Source organism: Microbacterium cucumeris (assembly GCF_058349845.2).
On record NZ_JBYRIZ020000004.1, the window covers coordinates 115,569 to 131,376 of the forward strand.

Consider the following 15,808-nt stretch of genomic DNA (forward strand, 5'->3'; position numbering starts at 1 on the left):
CTCCTCACACGTCGTAGTCGACGACCACGCGGGGCGTCGTCGGGTGGGATTGGCAGGTCAGTACGTAGCCGCGTTCGAGCTCGTCGGGTTCGAGCGCGAAGTTCTGCGTCATGCGCACTTCGCCCTCGACGAGCCGTGCGCGGCACGTCCCGCACACGCCGCCGGCGCATGCGAACGGCACGTCGCCGCGTACGCGCAGCGCGGCGTCTAGCAGCGGCTCGTCCGCGGCGACCGGGGAATCTACCGTGGACGACAGTCCGTCGAGGGTGAACTCCAGACGATAGGTCTCGTCCTCCTCGCGGACGGCGATCGGTCGGCCCCGGTCGGCGCGCGGCTCGTCGGCGTCGTTCGTGAACAGCTCGAACCGGATGCGGTCCGCGGGGATGCCGCGGGCGGCGAGTCGGTCCCGGCACAGCACCACCAGGTCGAACGGCCCGCACAGGAACCACTCGGTCACGCTGTCGGGCTCCACGAGGCCGTCGAGGATCGCGTCGAGCTTCGCGGCGTCGATGCGTCCGGACAGCAACGGGGCCGCACGCTGCTCGCGCGAGAGGACGTGGTGCAGCGCCAGACGGGCCGGATGGCGGTCCTTGAGGTCGGCGAGATCCTCGAGGAACATCACGTCGCGCGTCGCGCGGTTCGTGTAGATCAGGGAGAAGCGCGCGGTCGGGGACGAGGAGAGCACCGAAGAGGCGAGCGCCATCATCGGCGTGATCCCCGACCCGGCTGCGATTCCGACGAGGTGCGCGCCGGCGAGGTCCGGCAGGCCGGTGGTGAAGCGTCCTTCGGGGCTCATGACCTCGATCCGGATGCCGGGACGCAGATGCTCGTGCGCCCAGACCGAGAACAGCCCGCCACGATCGCGCTTGATCCCGACCGAGATGCCGCCGGGCTTCGGGGCACGGCAGATCGAGTAGCTGCGCCGCACCTCGCGGCCGTCGATGCGCGCGCGCAGGGCGACGTACTGCCCGGGGAGGTAGTCGTACTCGCCGAGCAGCTCTGGCGGGACGCTGAACGTGACCTCGATGCTGTCGGCGGTGAGCGGACGCACCTCGGCCACCTCGAGCTCGTGGAAGCGCGCGCGTCTGCGCGTGACGGCGCTCATAGCGGCTTGAAGTGGTCGAACGGCTCGAGGCAGGCTCGGCACTCGTACAGCGCCTTGCACGCCGTGGATCCGAACCGGGTGATCTCGCGGGTGTCGAGCGATCCGCATCGCGGGCATCGGATGCTCAGACGCACGGCGACGGGGCCCGCCGCGCGCCGCCCGGTCGGTGGGGCGATGCCGAAGTCGAGGAGCTTCCGCTTTCCGGCGTCCGTGATCCAGTCCGTCGTCCAGGCGGGGGCGAGCGTCGTGCGCACGACGACCTCCGCGAAGCCGGCGGCCGTGAGGGCGAGGACCAGGTCATCGCGGATCGCGTCGACGGCGGGGCATCCGCTGTAGGTCGGGGTGATGGTCGCCGTCACGCGGTCGCCGTCGACCTCGACGGAGCGCAGGATTCCGAGATCGGCGATCGTCAGCACCGGGATCTCCGGATCGGCGACGGCCGCCGCGACCGAGTGCGCCCGCTTCTCTCGTTCCGTGACCGAGGGCGCCGCAGGCGACTTCCCCCCTCGTTCGTTGAGCGAGGGCGCTGCACGCGACTTCCCCCCTCGTTCGTTGAGCGAGGGCGCCGCAGGCGACCGAGTCGAAACGCGTGATGTGACGGGACTGCGTTTCGACTCGCTTCGCTCGCTCAACGAGCGATGGGGGGTGGTGTCGCTCAACGTTCGGGTGGGGGTGGGTTTCTCTCCGCGCTCGGGTTCCTCTTTTCGTTCGTTGAGCGAGGGCGCCGCAGGCGACTTCCCCCCTCGTTCGTTGAGCGAGGGCGCCGCAGGCGACCGAGTCGAAACGTGTGATGTGACGGGACTGCGTTTCGACTCGCATCGCTCGCTCAACGAGCGATGGGGGGCAGGGATCACCATGTCGCCCCCCGATGCTGTCGGGCGAGCACCTGCATCTCGGCGAGGATGCGGCCGAGCTCGGGGAAGTGACTCCCGCGGCGTCCACCGCCCGCCGCAGCGGGACCGGCCGGCCGCTCCAGGCCGGCGGCTGTGAGCACTCCGTCGAGGCGGGCGTCGAACGGCGTGCGCAGGCTCGATGGCCGGACGGCGATCCCGTCCAGCTCGTCCATCAGCGGCTCGTCGCGGAACAGCTCCTCGACATAGGGCCACACGTCGCCGAGGCCGCGGATCATGCGACGCCGCGACTCCTCCGTCCCTCCGGCGAGCCGCAGCGTCCACTGCTCGGCGTGGTCGCGGTGATACTCGACCTCCTTGACCGCCTTGGCGGCCACCGCCGAGAGGGTGGGATCCGCCGAACCGCGCAGCTGCGTGTACAGCTCGAACAGGTACGTCGAGGCGAGCAGCTGCCGCGCGATCGTGCGGGCGAAGTCGCCGTTGGGTTGCTCGAACAGCCAGGCCGAGCGGAACTGCGCCTCGTCGCGGAAGTAGGCGAGCTCGTCCTCCGTGCGCCCGTCGGCCGTTCCCGCGTAGTGCAGCAGGGAACGGGCATGGCCCAGCAGATCGAGCGCGATGTTGGCGAGGGCGACATCCTCCTCGAGCTCGGGGGCGTGCGCGATCCAGCCTCCCAGCTGCTGCGACAGGATGAGGGCGTCGTCGCCCAGCCAGAGCGCGTACTCGGTCGCAGCGGGGGTGGCCGCGGCATCCGACCCGGCGAGCTCGGCGGCGAGCTCGAGCTCGTCGACCGTGACCGTGCCGTGCGGCAGGGGCCGCGCCCCGTCGTGCGTTCCGGCGTTCACAGGTGAGGCACCCCCTCGGATGCCGTGTAGTACACGGCGTGACGGTAGTTCTTGCCCGCGGGGCTCTCGAAATAGGCCCCCTTGGCGTCGGGATCGCTCGCGGTGATGGCCTCCGCCGGCACCACCCAGATCGACACGCCCTCGCCGCGACGCGTGTACAGGTCGCGGGCGTTGCGCACGGCGAGGTCGGCGTCCGGGGCGAGGAGCGAGCCCACGTGCACGTGGCTGAGGCCGCGGTTCGCGCGGACGAACACCTCCCACAGCGGCCAGGTCTGCTCGGTCATGCCGCCCCCTCGTACGCGGGCGCGGACTGCTTGCGGGCGTACGCCGCGGCGGCCTCGCGCACCCACGCGCCCTCCTCGTGCGCTTCGCGCCGGGCACGGATCCGCTCGGCGTTCATCGGGCCGTTGCCGGCGAGGACCGCGGCGAACTCGTCCCAGTCGATCTCCCCCATCTCGTATTCGCCGGTCTCCTCGTCCAGGCGCAGGTCCGGGTCCGGCAGCGTGACACCCAGGATCTCGGCCTGCGGCACGAGCATCCCGACGAAGCGGCGGCGCAGTTCGTCGTTCGAGAAGCGCTTGATGTTCCAGGCCATCGACTGCGCCGAGTTCGGCGATTCGTCGTCGGGCGGCCCGAACATCGCCAGGCTCGGCCAGTACCAGCGGTTCACGGCGTCCTGCGCCATCTCGCGCTGCGCGTCCGAGCCCTGCATGAGGGTCAGGAGGATCTCGAACCCCTGGCGCTGGTGGAAGGACTCCTCCTTGCAGATGCGCACCATCGCCCGTGCGTACGGGCCATAGGAGGCACGGCACAGCGGCACCTGGTTGCAGATCGCGGCGCCGTCGACCAGCCAGCCGATCGCTCCCATGTCCGCCCAGGTGGGGGTCGGGTAGTTGAAGATCGACGAGTAGCGTGCGCGGCCGTCGATGAGCTGATCGGTCATCTCGTCGCGACTGATGCCGAGGGTCTGCGCGGCCGAGTACAGGTACAGTCCGTGCCCGGCCTCGTCCTGCACCTTCGCCATGAGGATCGCCTTGCGCTTGAGGCTCGGAGCGCGGGTGATCCAATTGCCCTCCGGCTGCATGCCGATGATCTCCGAGTGGGCGTGCTGGCTGATCTGGCGGATGAGCGTGCGGCGGTACGCGTCCGGCATCCAGTCCCGCGGCTCGACCCGGGAGTCGGCCGCGATGATCTCGTCGAACCGCCGCTGCTCGGCGGACCGCTCCTCCATGTCGACTCCTTCGTCGCGCTTTACTGACCGATCGTTCATTTATTCTCGCACGAGGATGCCGGGGGCGGCAACGCCCGGGGAGGGAGCTACTGCTTGGCGACGAGGGTGAGGACGTCGTACGTGGCGACGGTCTCCTCGTTCTGGTTGCGGATCACGGCGTCCCAGCGCACCTCGCCGTAGTCGTCCGTCTCGCGCGGCGTGATCTGCTTGGCCGTCAGCTCGACGCGGATGCTGTCGCCCGGTGAGGCCGGAGTGAGGAAGCGGAGGTCCTCGAGCCCGTAGTTCGCCAGCACCGGACCCGGACCGGGATCGACGAACAGGCCGGCCGCCCAGGACACGAGCAGATAGCCGTGCGCGACCCGACCGGGAAAGAACGGGTTCGCAGCCGCCGCCTCCTCGTCCATGTGCGCGTAGAACGTGTCGCCCGTGAAGTGCGCGAAGGTCTCGATGTCCGCCAGCGTCACCTCACGGGATTCCGAGGCGATCCGGTCGCCGATCCGGAGCTCGGCCAGCGACTTGCGGAACGGGTGGATGCCGCCGGCCTGCGCCGACGCGCCCGCGTGCCAGACGCCGGTGATCGCGGTGAGCATGTCGGGCGAGCCCTGGATCGCGGTCCGCTGCATGTGGTGCAGCACGGCGCGGATGCCGCCGAGCTCCTCGCCGCCGCCGGCTCGGCCAGGACCGCCGTGCACGAGCCCGGGGAGCGGGGATCCGTGTCCCGTCGACGATCGCGCGTCGTCGCGGTCGAGGATCAGGATGCGGCCGTTGTGGGCGGACGCCGCCGCTGCGAAGTCGGCCGCGAAGGACGGATCGTGGGTCGCGACGCTGGTCACGAGCGATCCGCCGCCCCGGGCGACGAGCGCTGCGGCCTCGGAGACCGTGCCGTACGTGATCAGCGACGACACCGGCCCGAAGGCCTCCACCGTGTGCACCGCGTCCGCCTCGGCGTCGTCGAAGCGCACGAGGATCGGGTTCAGGAAAGCGCCCTCGGGAGAGGGAGATGCGCTGCCGTCGCCGCCCACCACGTCGGGAGCGTCGAGAGAGCCGAGCACGATCCGCCCGCCGCCGTCGAGGAGTCTCCGCACCTGTCGCACGACCTCGTCGCGCTGCTCGAGCGAGGCAAGCGGTCCCATCGTGACGCCTTCGGCACGGGGATCCCCGAGGACCGTCTTGGCGGCGAGCCGGTCACGCACGGCCTCGATCACGGCATCCGCCGCCCCGGCAGGCACGACGGCGCGTCGGATGGCGGTGCACTTCTGACCGGCCTTGGCCGTCATCTCGGTGACGAGCTGCCGCACATACGCATCGAACTCGGCGGAACCCGGTGCAGCGTCCGGGCCGAGGACCGATGCGTTGATCGAGTCGGTCTCGGCGGTGAAGCGCACACCGCCGGTCTGCACCACGGGATGCGACCGCAGCTTCTCGGCGGTCGTGGCGCTGCCCGTGAACGCGACGAGATCGCCCAGGCGCAGCTGCTCGAACAGATCCGGGACGCCGCCGCTGACCAGTTGGAGAGCACCGTCCGGGAGCAGACCCGATTCGACGAGGATCCGCACCATCGCCTCTGTGAGGTAGGCGGTGGGGGTGGCGGGCTTGATGACTGTCGGCATCCCGGCGAGAAAGGCGGGAGCGAACTTCTCCAGAGGTCCCCAGACCGGGAAGTTGAACGCGTTGATCTGCACGGCGACACCGGTGAGGCGCGTGCAGATGTGCCGGCCGAGGAAGGACCCGTCCTTCGACAGCTGCTCCACGGGGCCGTCGAGGTACGTGTGCGCGTTCGGAAGCTCCCGGCGTCCCTTCCCGGAGTAGGAGAACAGCACGCCGATGCCCCCGTCCACGTCCACCCACGAGTCGGTCTGCGTCGCCCCGGTGCGAGCCGACAGTGCGTACAGCTCCTCCTTCCGGGCGGTGAGGGCGAGTGCGAACTGCTTGAGCAGCAGGGCGCGCTGATGGAAGGTCAGGGCGCCGAGGCTGCGCTGGCCGACGGTGCGGGCGTGCGCGAGGGCGCCGCCGAGGTCGAGGCCGCTCGTGCTGACGCGGGTGATCTCCTCTCCGGTCGACGCATCGCGTACGACGGTCGCGTGCTCGGCGGCGTCGGGGGCGGGTGTCCACCACGCGTCCCGGATGAAGCTCGGCAGGATGCCGGTCATGGTGCGTCCCATCTGTAGAAGCCTTCTCCGCTCTTCCGGCCGAGCCGCCCCTCCTCGACCATGCGGCGCAGGAGGGCAGGGGGTGCGAAGCGGTCGCCGAGGGCGGCATGCAGCTCCTCGGCGATCCCGAGGCGCACATCGAGGCCGACGATGTCGGTGGTCCGCAGCGGTCCCGTCGGATGCCGGTACCCGAGCTCCATCGCCCGATCGATGTCGGCGGCATCCGCGACGCCCTCCTCGAGCATCCGGATCGCCTCGAGGCCGAGCAGCACGCCGAGCCGGCTCGAGGCGAAACCCGGCGAGTCGCGCACCAGGATCGGCGTCTTGCCGATCTTCTCGACGCACTCCCGTGCCCGCGCGATCGCGGACGGCGACGAGTCGGATCCGCCGACGATCTCCACCAGCGAGGAGGCCGGAACGGGGTTGAAGAAGTGCAGTCCGAGGAAGCGCTCGGGCCGTGACAGCGCGACGGCCAGCGCATCGATCGAGATCGAGGACGTGTTCGTGGCCAGGACGGCTTCCGGGCCCAGGACCGCCTCGACCCGCTTCAGCGCGTCGGTCTTGAGGTCGCGGTCCTCGGGGACGGCCTCGACGACGAGTTCGCAGTCCCGGAAGACGGTGAGGTCGGTGGCCGTTCTCAGCGCGGCGGACGCAGGTGCCGGTGCTCCGCGGCTCGCAGAGCGGGCGAGGGCGTCTGCGACCCGTGCGGCCGCGGCATCCGCGCTCGGCGCGTCGCGCTCGACGACCGTGACATCGCAGCCCGCCATCAGGAAGGCATGGGCGATCCCGGCGCCCATCCGGCCCCCGCCCAGCACCCCGATCCGGGCGGTCATCGTGCCCGCCTCTCGAGGAACGCCGTCATCCGGCGCGTCTTCTCGGGGCTCTCGAACAGTTCGGCCTGCAGTTCGCCGTCGATGCGCGGATGCTCCGACCGCGGCGCGCGCAGCGCGCGTTTGGTGTGCTGCGTGGCCAGCGCGTCGTTCGCCGCGATCTTGTCGGCCAGCGCGTGCGCGGCGTGCAGGAGCTCGTCGGCGGGATGGATCGCGGAGATCAGCCCGGCGTGCAGCGCCTCCTCGGCGGTCAGCCGTCGACCGGTGAAGAGCATCTCGGCGGCCAGCGCCTCGCCCACGATCTCCGGCAGACGCCAGGTCGCTCCGGCCGCGGCGAGGATCCCGAGTCCGGTCTCGGGGTTGCCGATCCGCAGCGCCGGGGTGGCGATCCGGAGGTCGGCGGCGTACGCGAGCTCCGCGCCACCGCCCAGAGCGTAGCCGTCCATCGCGGCGATCACGGGCATCGGCAGCTCGCGGATGCGGACGAACACCGTCGCGTTGATGTTCCGGAGGGCATCCTCGGCGCGCCGTTCGCGGAGCTCGGCGATGTCCGCGCCGGCCGCGAACACGCCCCCCGAACCGGTGAGGATCAGCGTCCGCGGGTGCTCTTCGAGCTCGTCGCACAGCGCGTGCAGAGCCTGAATCGTCGCCAGATCGATCGCGTTGCGCTTGTCGGGGCGGTGCAGGGATGCGACGACGCAGTCGTCGCGTTCCTCGACGAGCAGTGGTCCGTCCATCACACCCGCTCCAGGATCATGGCCGTGCCCTGCCCGACGCCGACGCACATGGTCGCCAGTCCTCGTGACGCGCGCTCCCGCTCCATGCGGCCGAGCAGCGTCACGACGATGCGGCATCCGCTCGCGCCGAGCGGATGCCCCAGCGCGATGGCTCCTCCGTCGGCGTTGACCCGATCGTCCTCGATGCCGAGGTGCCGCATCACCGCGATGGCCTGCGCCGCGAACGCCTCGTTGAGCTCGATCGTCTCGATGTCGTCGAGGGCGAGCCCGGCGCGCGTCAGCGCCTTCCGCGTCGCCGGAACCGGACCGAGCCCCATGACCTCGGGAGCCACACCGGCCGAGGACGCCGCGAGCACGCGGGCGCGCGGCGTGAGCCCGTGGCGGCGGATCGCGTCCTCGCTCGCGACGAGGACGGCGGACGCCCCGTCGTTCAGCCCGCTCGCGTTGCCCGCAGTGACGACCGAGCCTCCGGCGACGACCGGATGCAGCCCGGCCAGCGCGTCGGCGGTGGTGTCGCGGCGCGGTCCCTCGTCGATCCGGACGGGAGCGCGCTCCGTCGCGACCTCGACGATCTCGTCGTCGTACCGGCCGCCGTCGATCGCGGCGATCGCGCGACGGTGGCTGCGCAGCGCGAAGGCGTCGGCCTCCTCACGGGTGATGCCGTCCCGGCGTGCGACCTCCTCCGCCGTCTCGGGCATCGTGAACGTGGCCTTGTCGCGGGCCGCGAGCCGCGGGTTCGTGAACCGCCAGCCGATCGACGTGTCGAAGCTCTCCCCGGGCTTCGCCCAGGCGCGGGCAGGCTTGGCCTGCACCCACGGGGCCCGGGTCATCGATTCGACGCCGCCCGCGACGATGAGGTCGGCGTCGCCCGCGCGGATCGCCTGCGCGGCCATCGCGATCGCCGACATGCCCGAGGCGCACAGGCGGTTGACGGTGACGGCGGGCACGGCATCCGGCAGTCCCGCCAGCAGCACCGCCATGCGGGCGACGTTGCGGTTGTCCTCGCCCGCCTGGTTCGCGGCGCCCAGGATGACCTCGTCGATTTCGGATGCCGGGGCGCCGGCGCGTTCGACGGCTGCTCGGACGACCAGAGCGGCGAGGTCGTCGGGGCGGATCGCGGAGAGCGCACCGCCGTAGCGGCCGATGGGCGTGCGCACACCGCCGACGAGGTAGGCCTCGGCCATCTGCGCTCCTTGACGTCGTCGTCGCGGGTAATTACCAACCGATCGGTCGGTAATTCAGTATGGCAGGCGGAGCGAGGGTCGGCAATCGGGTGCAAGACTGGGAGCTGTGTCCGACACTCCAGCGCGCCGAGGCCGACCCGGTTACGACCAGGGGCAGGTCCTCGACGTCGCGGTGCAGGTGTTCATCGAGCACGGCTATGACGCGACCTCGGTCTCCTCGCTGGCCCAGCGCCTCGGTCTGTCGAAGTCCGCGCTGTACCACCACTACGCGTCGAAGGAGCAGCTGCTCGAGGTCGCTCTCGAGGAGGCGCTCGGCGGACTGGAGGGCGTGCTGCGCTCGGCCGGGTCGTCGACGGACGACGCCGGCGCCCGGCTCGAACGCGTGCTGCGCGGCGCGGTCGCCGTGCTCGTGGACAAGCTGCCCTACGTGACGCTGCTGCTGCGGGTGCGCGGCAACAGCGAGGTCGAGCGGGCGGCGCTCGAACGTCGTCGCCGTTTCGACCGCGACGTGACGGCTCTGGTCCGCGCCGCACAGGAGGAGGGGACGGTCCGCGCCGACGTCGACGCCGGACTCGCCACCCGCCTGCTGTTCGGGATGGTCAACTCGATCGTGGAGTGGTACCGCCCCACCGGCGCCGAGGGGGCCGCCGAGCTCGCCGACGACGTGCTGCGCGTCGCGCTCGACGGGCTCCGCACGGCGCGATAGCCTGCCGCGCTCAGCCGTCGACGCGCCTCACGCGCTGGCGAGGACCGTGTCGGCGAGGTTGCGACGAACGCGCGGGGCGACCTCGCGCTCCTGCAGGACCTCGGGCAGGGAATCGACGTCGCCGAACTGGCCGAGCGCGATCACGGTCGTCGGCGCGAAGCGCGGCTCGACGCCCGGCAACTGCTCGAGTGCCGCGCGCTCGAATCCGCTCATCTGGTGCACCACCAGGCCGTCGGCGTGCGCCTGGACCGAGAGGTGCGCGACGGCCTGGCCGAGGTCGTACTGCGCGTGGCTGAGCGGGGCGCCGTCGGCCGTCGTCTCCTCGGCGAGGGCCACGATGAGGACGGCGGCATTGCCGGCCCAGGCCTGGTTGAAGCCGAGCAGGCCGTCGAGGATGCGGGCGTGCAGGTCGGAGCCGCGGCGGGCGACGATGAAGCGCCACGGCTGCGTGTTGTTCGCGGACGGCGCCCAGCGCGCGGCCTCGAGGGCCGCGGCGAGCTTCGCCTCATCGATCGGGGTCGTGCTGTCGAAGGCGCGCGGGCTCCAGCGCTCGGCCAGGATGTCGAGAACCGGGACGGTGGTGTTCGCGGCGCGATCGAGGACAGGAGTGGACATGGTGGACCTTTCGAAGTCGGGTTCTGCTGCCGACTCCGTCGTCCGCTCTTCCATCCATTCTGAACCATTCCATGCACACGCATATTCCTGAGGGGGATCGCTAGCTCGACATCGACGCCAGCCGGGCCTCCCGGCGGCGTCGCTGGACGTCGGGGTCGGGGACCGGTGCCGCGTCCAGGAGTCGCCGGGTGTACTCGTGGTCCGGGCGCTGGAGCACCTGCTCCCGCGGGCCGGACTCGATCACCTTGCCGCCGCGAAGGACGATGACGCGATCGCACAGCTCGTCGATGACAGCCAGGTCGTGGCTGATGAACAGGCATGCGAAGGACAAGCGCTGCTGCAGCTCGCGGAAGACGTCCAGCACCTGCGACTGGACCGACACGTCGAGTGCGCTCGTGGGCTCGTCGGCGATGAGGAGCGCGGGGTCCAATGCGACGGCTCGCGCGATCGCGACACGCTGCTTCTGGCCCCCCGAGAGCTCATGCGGGTAGCGGTCCGCCTGCTCCGCCAGCCCGACCGATTCCAGGATCTCCTCGACACGATCGGTCAGCGCGCGCCCGCGCCGGCCGAGGATGCTGTGCAGCGGCTCGGCGATGCTCTGTCTCGCTGTGTATCGCGGATTCAAGGACATCGCAGGGTTCTGGAACACCACGCCGACGCGTCGGAGTGCGAGCCGGCGCTCCGACCGATTGGCGGTGCGCATGTCGACTCCTTCCACGGTGATGCCGCCGCCGGAGATCGGGGCAGCGCCGATGACGGCTCTGCCGATCGTCGACTTGCCGCTGCCCGATTCGCCGACCAGTCCGACGATCTCGCCGCGCCGCACGTGCAGGCTCACGCCGTCGACGGCCTGGAAGACGCCGCGAAGGCGGTTCCCGTATGTCACCTCCAGGTCGGCGACGTCCAAGACGAGGGCGGCGGCGTCCACCGGCGGCGTCGCGCCGCGGCGACCGATGCGCGGCACCGATTCCAGGAGCCGGCGGGTGTATCCCGCCGCGGGAGCGAGAAGCACCGTCCGCGCGTCGCCGTGTTCGACGACCGCGCCGTCGCGCATCACGACCACGCGGTCGGCGAGCTCGGCGACGACTCCCATGTCGTGCGTGATGAACAGGACGGCTCGTCCGTCGCGGCGCCCCACCCGGGCGAGGACATCCAGGACCTCGGCCTGCACCGTCACATCCAGCGCCGTGGTCGGTTCGTCGGCGATGAGCAGCTGCGGGTCGGAAGCCAATGCCATCGCGATGCCGACGCGCTGACACTGCCCACCGGACAGCTCGTGCGGATACTGCTTCATCCGACGCGCAGGATCGGGGATGTCCACCAGTTCGAGGAGCTGGAGCGCTCGGGAGTGCGCAGCTCGTCGTCCGAGCGTGCGGTCGTGCGCACGGACGGCCTCGACGACCTGGAAACCGATCGTGAAGACCGGATTGAGCGACGCGACCGGATCCTGCGAGACGAGGGCGATCCTGGCACCTCGGATGCGGCGCATCGCGGAGGCCGGGAGACCGATCAGCTCCTCCCCGTCAAGCATCACCGATCCGGTCGCGTCGGCGCCTTCCGGGAGCAGCCCGATGACGGACATGGCGGTCACGGTCTTGCCGGAGCCGGATTCGCCGACGACGGCGACCACTTCGCCGGGCGCGACGTCGAGGTCGATGCCGTGCACGACCTCGACCGGTGCGCGCGTGCCGAAGCGGACGCGCAGGTCGCGGATGCTCAGGACTGCTTCGGGCCGGGTCATGTGTCAGCCTCACGTTCGCGCTCGTCACGCGCGCGCTTGTGCTCTTCCCAGTCGCCCAGCATCTTGTGGTGGTAGTCCTGCACCCATTCCAGGTAGTCGCGGCCGTTGCGCAACCGGACCCTGGCATCCTTCTCGGCGGGATCCAGCCACCGCAGGGCGGTGTCGATCGATCGGATATGGCGGTCGAAGTAGCGGCGCTCGTTGGCGAGGAACGAGCCCCACGGATCCTCCTCGGCCTTGAAGTAGTGGCTCCGGTCGCCGGGAACCGAGTGACGGCGGATGTAATTGGTGTCGATCAACCGCCGTGTCGCCATGGACACGGCACCCGTGCTGGCGCTGAGCGCCTTGGCCAGGTCCGCGGAGGAGATGTACGGCCGGTCCATGATCATGAGATAGCCGAGCACGCGCCCGTCCATACGAGATGTTCCGGTCATCTCCCAGATGAGGCTGATCTCCTCGGCGAACTCGCGTCGGTACTGCTCGCGCTCGTCCACGGTGTCGGACTGATCGGTGTCGTCGCTCATGCGTCCATCCCTTCGGGCCTGCTCATGATCAGCATCCCACCCTGGTCGTCGCTCCCGCGGGTCCTCATCGTCGCTCCCGGGGGTCGAAGACGCTGCGCAGTTCCTCGCCGAGGGCGACGATCGCCAGCACCGTGAGCGCCAGCAGGACGCTGGGAAGCACCAGGACATGCGGGGAGGTCTGGAAGACGCGAGACCCTGCCGCGATCTGCAGTCCCCAGGAGATCGCCGGGGATGACAGCCCGATGCCGAGATAGGTCAGGGTGCTCTCGGCCACGATCACTCCGCCGACGGTGAGGGTGGCCATGAGGAGCACCGGCTGAACCGCATTCGGGAGCACATAGCGAGTGATCACCCGCGTGGGCCCGAGGCCCATCGTCCGTGCGGCGAGGACGTGGTCGGCGCGGGCCACGGAGCGCACGGAACCGCGCATGAGCCGCGCCATCATCGGCCAGCCGAAGATCCCCAGAACGATGCCGACCGTCAGCACGTTGCGCGTGCCGAGCATGTTCAGCACGACGATCGCCGCGAGGAGGAAGGGAAAGCCGAGGAAGACCTCTGTGAGCCGGGACACCGTCCAGTCGGCGATCGACCCTCCCATGCCGGCGACCGTTCCCAACGCCAGAGCGATCGCCAGGGAGATCGCCGTGGCGAGGAATCCGACGGCGATCGAGCTCTGCGCACCGTAGACCGCGCCGGCCCAGATGTCGCATCCCTGGAGGTCGAAGCCGAACGGGTGGCCTGGCGCCCACGCCACCGCGCTGTCCGCGAGATCGCAGGCGCGAGGATCGCCGTTGCCGAAGATCGCCGCGAACGGAGCAGGTGCGAGCGCAAAGGCCAGCACGATCAGCAGGATCGGCGCGGCGAGCCAGAAGAGTGGTCGGCGCAGCAGCGTCCGCCACGGCGACTCGCGGGTCGGGGGCACCGCGATCCTCGCGGTCTTCGGGGCGGGGATCTTCGCGGTCTGGGGGCGGATGCTCTCAGGCACGGCGGATCCTCGGGTCGAGTGCCGCGTGGAGGCCGTCCACGAGGAGCGAGGTGATCAGGAAGATCAGAATGAGTGCCGTGGAGATGCCGACCACCATCGCCGCCTCATGGTCGCGGATGGCGGTGAAGAGGAGGTTTCCCACGCCGGGAAGGTTGAAGATGCCCTCGATCACCACGGTTCCTCCGAGCAGGAATCCCAGATCGGTGGCTAAGAACGTCGCCGTCGGAATGAGCGAATTGCGCATCACGTGCAACCCGACCACCCTTCCCTCGCCGATCCCCTTGGCTCGGGCGGTGCGCACGTAGTCGGCCTCGAGATTCTCGATCATCGAACCCCGGACGAGGCGCGACACCGATGCGAGCCCGATCGCGGCGATGACGAGTGAGGGCAGCAGGTACGACAGCGGCCAGCCGTCGCGGATGCCGGCGACGGGCAGCCATCCCAGGCGCACACCGAACAGCAGCTGAGCGGTGATCCCGAGGACGAAGACCGGAATGCAGCTGAGCCCGATCGTCAGCACCAGAAGACCCTTGTCGATCACCGTTCCGCGCTTGAGCGCGGAAGTCATGCCGACCGCGAGACCGAGGATCACCTGAAGGGTCCACGCGGTCAGGGCGAGCGTGATGGTGACGGGCCATCGCGCCGCGAGCTTGTCCGACACGGCACGCCCGGTCAGGTCCAGGCCGAGGTCACCGGTGAGCAGGTTGCCGAGATAATTGGTGTACTGGGTCCACAGCGGCTGGTCGAGCAGATACTTGGCGTTGATGGCGTCGATCACGGACTGCGGGAGCTGCCGATCGCCGGCCAGCGCGCGGATCGGGTCGCCGGGAAGACTGAAGACGGCGAAGTAGATGATGAACGTGACACCGAGGAAGACGATCACGAAGCCGACCAGTCGCTGCGCGATCCCCCAGACGAGTCTCATCAGCGGTGCTCCAGCTGAGCATGGGCGGCCAGGATCGCGCCGTACTGGACCCCGACGATGCGACCGAGCGGCAAGGTCCGCCCGTCCAGGCGCGCCTGCGCCTCGCGGAGCCATTCGTCGAAGAGGACCCGCAGTTCGTCCGCGGTGCGTCGCACCTCGAGTGCGGCGACGCCCGCGTCGACCTCGGCCTGGAGAGCGCGCAGCAGCATGCCTCCCCACCGCAGGCGGTGCAGATCGACGCCGCCGTCGAGGCTGGAGAGTTCGGCGACTGTGGCTGGCCGATCGGGTTCGACCTCCGCACGGGCGAGGTCGCTCTGGCCGCTCGAGAGCGCCATCGGGGCGAAAGCGCGGGCGGCTCGCAGGAGCGGGGAGTCGATGCGCAGATGCGGCTCGACCCGCTCGATCAGCGAGACCAGAGTGCTTCCGGCGTGGACCAGCCGCTCGCCGCACAGGCGCAGTGCGTCGCGGTGGGATGTGCCGGTGGGCTGGGTGTCATCGGCCCGAGGATCACTGAACTGGGGCAGTTCGGCGATGAGGGAGAGCGTGCCGTAGCGACGGGCGTAGGACGTCGACGCATCTCCGGCCGAACCGGGCGGATAGGGGTCGAGCCCGTGCTCCTCCGTCCAGTCGTAGGCGTCCTGGAGCGTCCCCATCTCGTAGATCGCGACGTCGAGCGCGGTGAAATGCGGACCCTCGGCCTCGCCCGTGTGCAGCGGCACGCCCTGCGACGCGGTGACCTCGTGCAACAGGGGGTACAGCTGCGGAAGAGGTCGCGACAGGTAGAAGTACGCGCCGCCGCCTTCCGAGTTGTGCAGCGGCACATACAGGTCGGGCCGGGTCTCGTCTATCGCGCGTGCCAGGGCCTGGGTCTCCGGCATCATCGCGTCGAAGTACGCGGCTTTGTATGCGAACGGGAAGGTCCACTCGACCTGCTCGTCCGGTGCCGGACGGAAGAACTCCCTGGCGTATCGCTCGCGGTCGTGCGGCTGAGCGAACCAGCCCTCGTTGAGCCGCATCCCGTCCGGATCCGCACAGGGCACGATGTGCCAGCGCGTGTCGGAGCCCACCCGGAACGCCTGATCGGAGATCAGCTCGTCCATCAGGTGCAGGATCGTGAGCGAACCGATCGGCTCGTTCGGGTGGACGCCGCCGACGATCAGCGCGGAGCGGCTGCCCTCGCCCACGTGGTACATCGGGATCGGCTCGCCGAGGCGGGTCGTGCCGATGCGTTCGACGGCGATGAGGTCGGGGTGTGCGCGGCGCAGGTCTTCGAGGCGGTGGTTCAGCTCATCGACGGACGGGATGCGTTCGAAGCGGGGGACCGCACCGGCACGGCGGAGGATGTCCTCCACCGTGCCGAGGGCGGGTGCGGGGTCGAGCAC

At 70.3% G+C, this 15,808-nt stretch carries 15 protein-coding genes and 1 pseudogene; 1 reads left to right on the top strand and 15 read right to left on the bottom strand.

Translation table 11 applies throughout. The annotated features are described in order from the left end of the window. Positions 1-4: 4 nt before the first annotated feature. The 9 genes and pseudogenes from paaE to AC3RXZ_RS12225 all read right to left on the bottom strand — a co-directional run bounded on the left by paaE (position 5) and on the right by AC3RXZ_RS12225 (position 8,930). A complete protein-coding gene (gene paaE / locus AC3RXZ_RS12185) occupies positions 5-1,105 on the bottom strand; it encodes a 1,2-phenylacetyl-CoA epoxidase subunit PaaE (protein ID WP_491494206.1) in 1,101 nt (366 codons plus the stop codon). Next, positions 1,102-1,566 (bottom strand): annotated as a pseudogene (paaD, locus tag AC3RXZ_RS12190) (1,2-phenylacetyl-CoA epoxidase subunit PaaD); the annotation flags it as partial. The gene paaE and the pseudogene paaD, both read right to left, overlap by 4 nt. A gap of 389 nt (positions 1,567-1,955) precedes the next feature. Beyond that, the gene (gene paaC, locus AC3RXZ_RS12195; RefSeq protein ID WP_491494207.1) at positions 1,956-2,798 is read right to left on the bottom strand and encodes a 1,2-phenylacetyl-CoA epoxidase subunit PaaC; all 843 of its coding nucleotides are present in this window, start codon (positions 2,796-2,798) and stop codon (positions 1,956-1,958) included. Next, positions 2,795-3,082 carry a 1,2-phenylacetyl-CoA epoxidase subunit PaaB gene (gene paaB, locus AC3RXZ_RS12200; RefSeq protein WP_243229269.1) on the bottom strand — a complete coding sequence of 96 codons (288 nt, stop codon included), beginning with the start codon at positions 3,080-3,082 and terminating at the stop codon, positions 2,795-2,797. The genes paaC and paaB overlap by 4 nt, the downstream gene beginning before the upstream one ends. Continuing rightward, positions 3,079-4,029, bottom strand: coding sequence for a 1,2-phenylacetyl-CoA epoxidase subunit PaaA (gene paaA / locus AC3RXZ_RS12205; RefSeq protein WP_243229271.1), 951 nt, complete (start codon positions 4,027-4,029; stop codon positions 3,079-3,081). The genes paaB and paaA overlap by 4 nt, the downstream gene beginning before the upstream one ends. An 86-nt stretch (positions 4,030-4,115) precedes the next feature. Then, entirely contained in the window at positions 4,116-6,191 is a 2,076-nt protein-coding gene (gene paaZ, locus AC3RXZ_RS12210; protein ID WP_491494208.1) for a phenylacetic acid degradation bifunctional protein PaaZ, read from the bottom strand. Beyond that, positions 6,176-7,012: a 3-hydroxyacyl-CoA dehydrogenase family protein gene (locus AC3RXZ_RS12215; protein WP_491494209.1), complete on the bottom strand. Its 837-nt coding sequence runs from the start codon at positions 7,010-7,012 to the stop codon at positions 6,176-6,178. Before AC3RXZ_RS12215 ends, paaZ begins: the two co-directional genes overlap by 16 nt. Beyond that, positions 7,009-7,746 (bottom strand): enoyl-CoA hydratase/isomerase family protein, encoded by a 738-nt coding sequence (locus tag AC3RXZ_RS12220; protein WP_491494210.1) that lies wholly within the window; start codon positions 7,744-7,746, stop codon positions 7,009-7,011. The genes AC3RXZ_RS12215 and AC3RXZ_RS12220 overlap by 4 nt, the downstream gene beginning before the upstream one ends. Then, positions 7,746-8,930 (bottom strand): thiolase family protein, encoded by a 1,185-nt coding sequence (locus AC3RXZ_RS12225; protein WP_491494211.1) that lies wholly within the window; start codon positions 8,928-8,930, stop codon positions 7,746-7,748. The genes AC3RXZ_RS12220 and AC3RXZ_RS12225 overlap by 1 nt, the downstream gene beginning before the upstream one ends. Before the next feature lie 106 nt (positions 8,931-9,036). On the opposite strand from AC3RXZ_RS12225, the gene AC3RXZ_RS12230 reads away from it, so the two are divergent. After that, entirely contained in the window at positions 9,037-9,636 is a 600-nt protein-coding gene (locus AC3RXZ_RS12230; RefSeq protein WP_491494212.1) for a TetR/AcrR family transcriptional regulator, read from the top strand. 27 nt (positions 9,637-9,663) lie between these two features. Here AC3RXZ_RS12230 and AC3RXZ_RS12235 read toward each other — a convergent pair whose 3' ends face one another. The 6 genes from AC3RXZ_RS12235 to AC3RXZ_RS12260 form a co-directional block, all read right to left on the bottom strand. Beyond that, on the bottom strand, positions 9,664-10,251 hold the full coding sequence (locus tag AC3RXZ_RS12235) for a nitroreductase family protein (protein ID WP_491494213.1): 588 nt from the start codon (positions 10,249-10,251) through the stop codon (positions 9,664-9,666). Positions 10,252-10,351: 100 nt separating this feature from the next. After that, a complete protein-coding gene (locus tag AC3RXZ_RS12240) occupies positions 10,352-11,992 on the bottom strand; it encodes a dipeptide ABC transporter ATP-binding protein (protein ID WP_243229281.1) in 1,641 nt (546 codons plus the stop codon). Further along, positions 11,989-12,516: a GbsR/MarR family transcriptional regulator gene (locus AC3RXZ_RS12245; RefSeq protein ID WP_243229283.1), complete on the bottom strand. Its 528-nt coding sequence runs from the start codon at positions 12,514-12,516 to the stop codon at positions 11,989-11,991. The genes AC3RXZ_RS12240 and AC3RXZ_RS12245 overlap by 4 nt, the downstream gene beginning before the upstream one ends. Before the next feature lie 64 nt (positions 12,517-12,580). Then, on the bottom strand, positions 12,581-13,501 hold the full coding sequence (locus AC3RXZ_RS12250) for an ABC transporter permease (protein ID WP_491494214.1): 921 nt from the start codon (positions 13,499-13,501) through the stop codon (positions 12,581-12,583). Continuing rightward, positions 13,494-14,426 carry an ABC transporter permease gene (locus AC3RXZ_RS12255; RefSeq protein WP_243229285.1) on the bottom strand — a complete coding sequence of 311 codons (933 nt, stop codon included), beginning with the start codon at positions 14,424-14,426 and terminating at the stop codon, positions 13,494-13,496. The genes AC3RXZ_RS12250 and AC3RXZ_RS12255 overlap by 8 nt, the downstream gene beginning before the upstream one ends. Beyond that, complete coding sequence (locus AC3RXZ_RS12260) at positions 14,426-15,808, bottom strand: M14 family zinc carboxypeptidase (RefSeq protein ID WP_491494215.1); 1,383 nt, start codon at positions 15,806-15,808, stop codon at positions 14,426-14,428. The genes AC3RXZ_RS12255 and AC3RXZ_RS12260 overlap by 1 nt, the downstream gene beginning before the upstream one ends.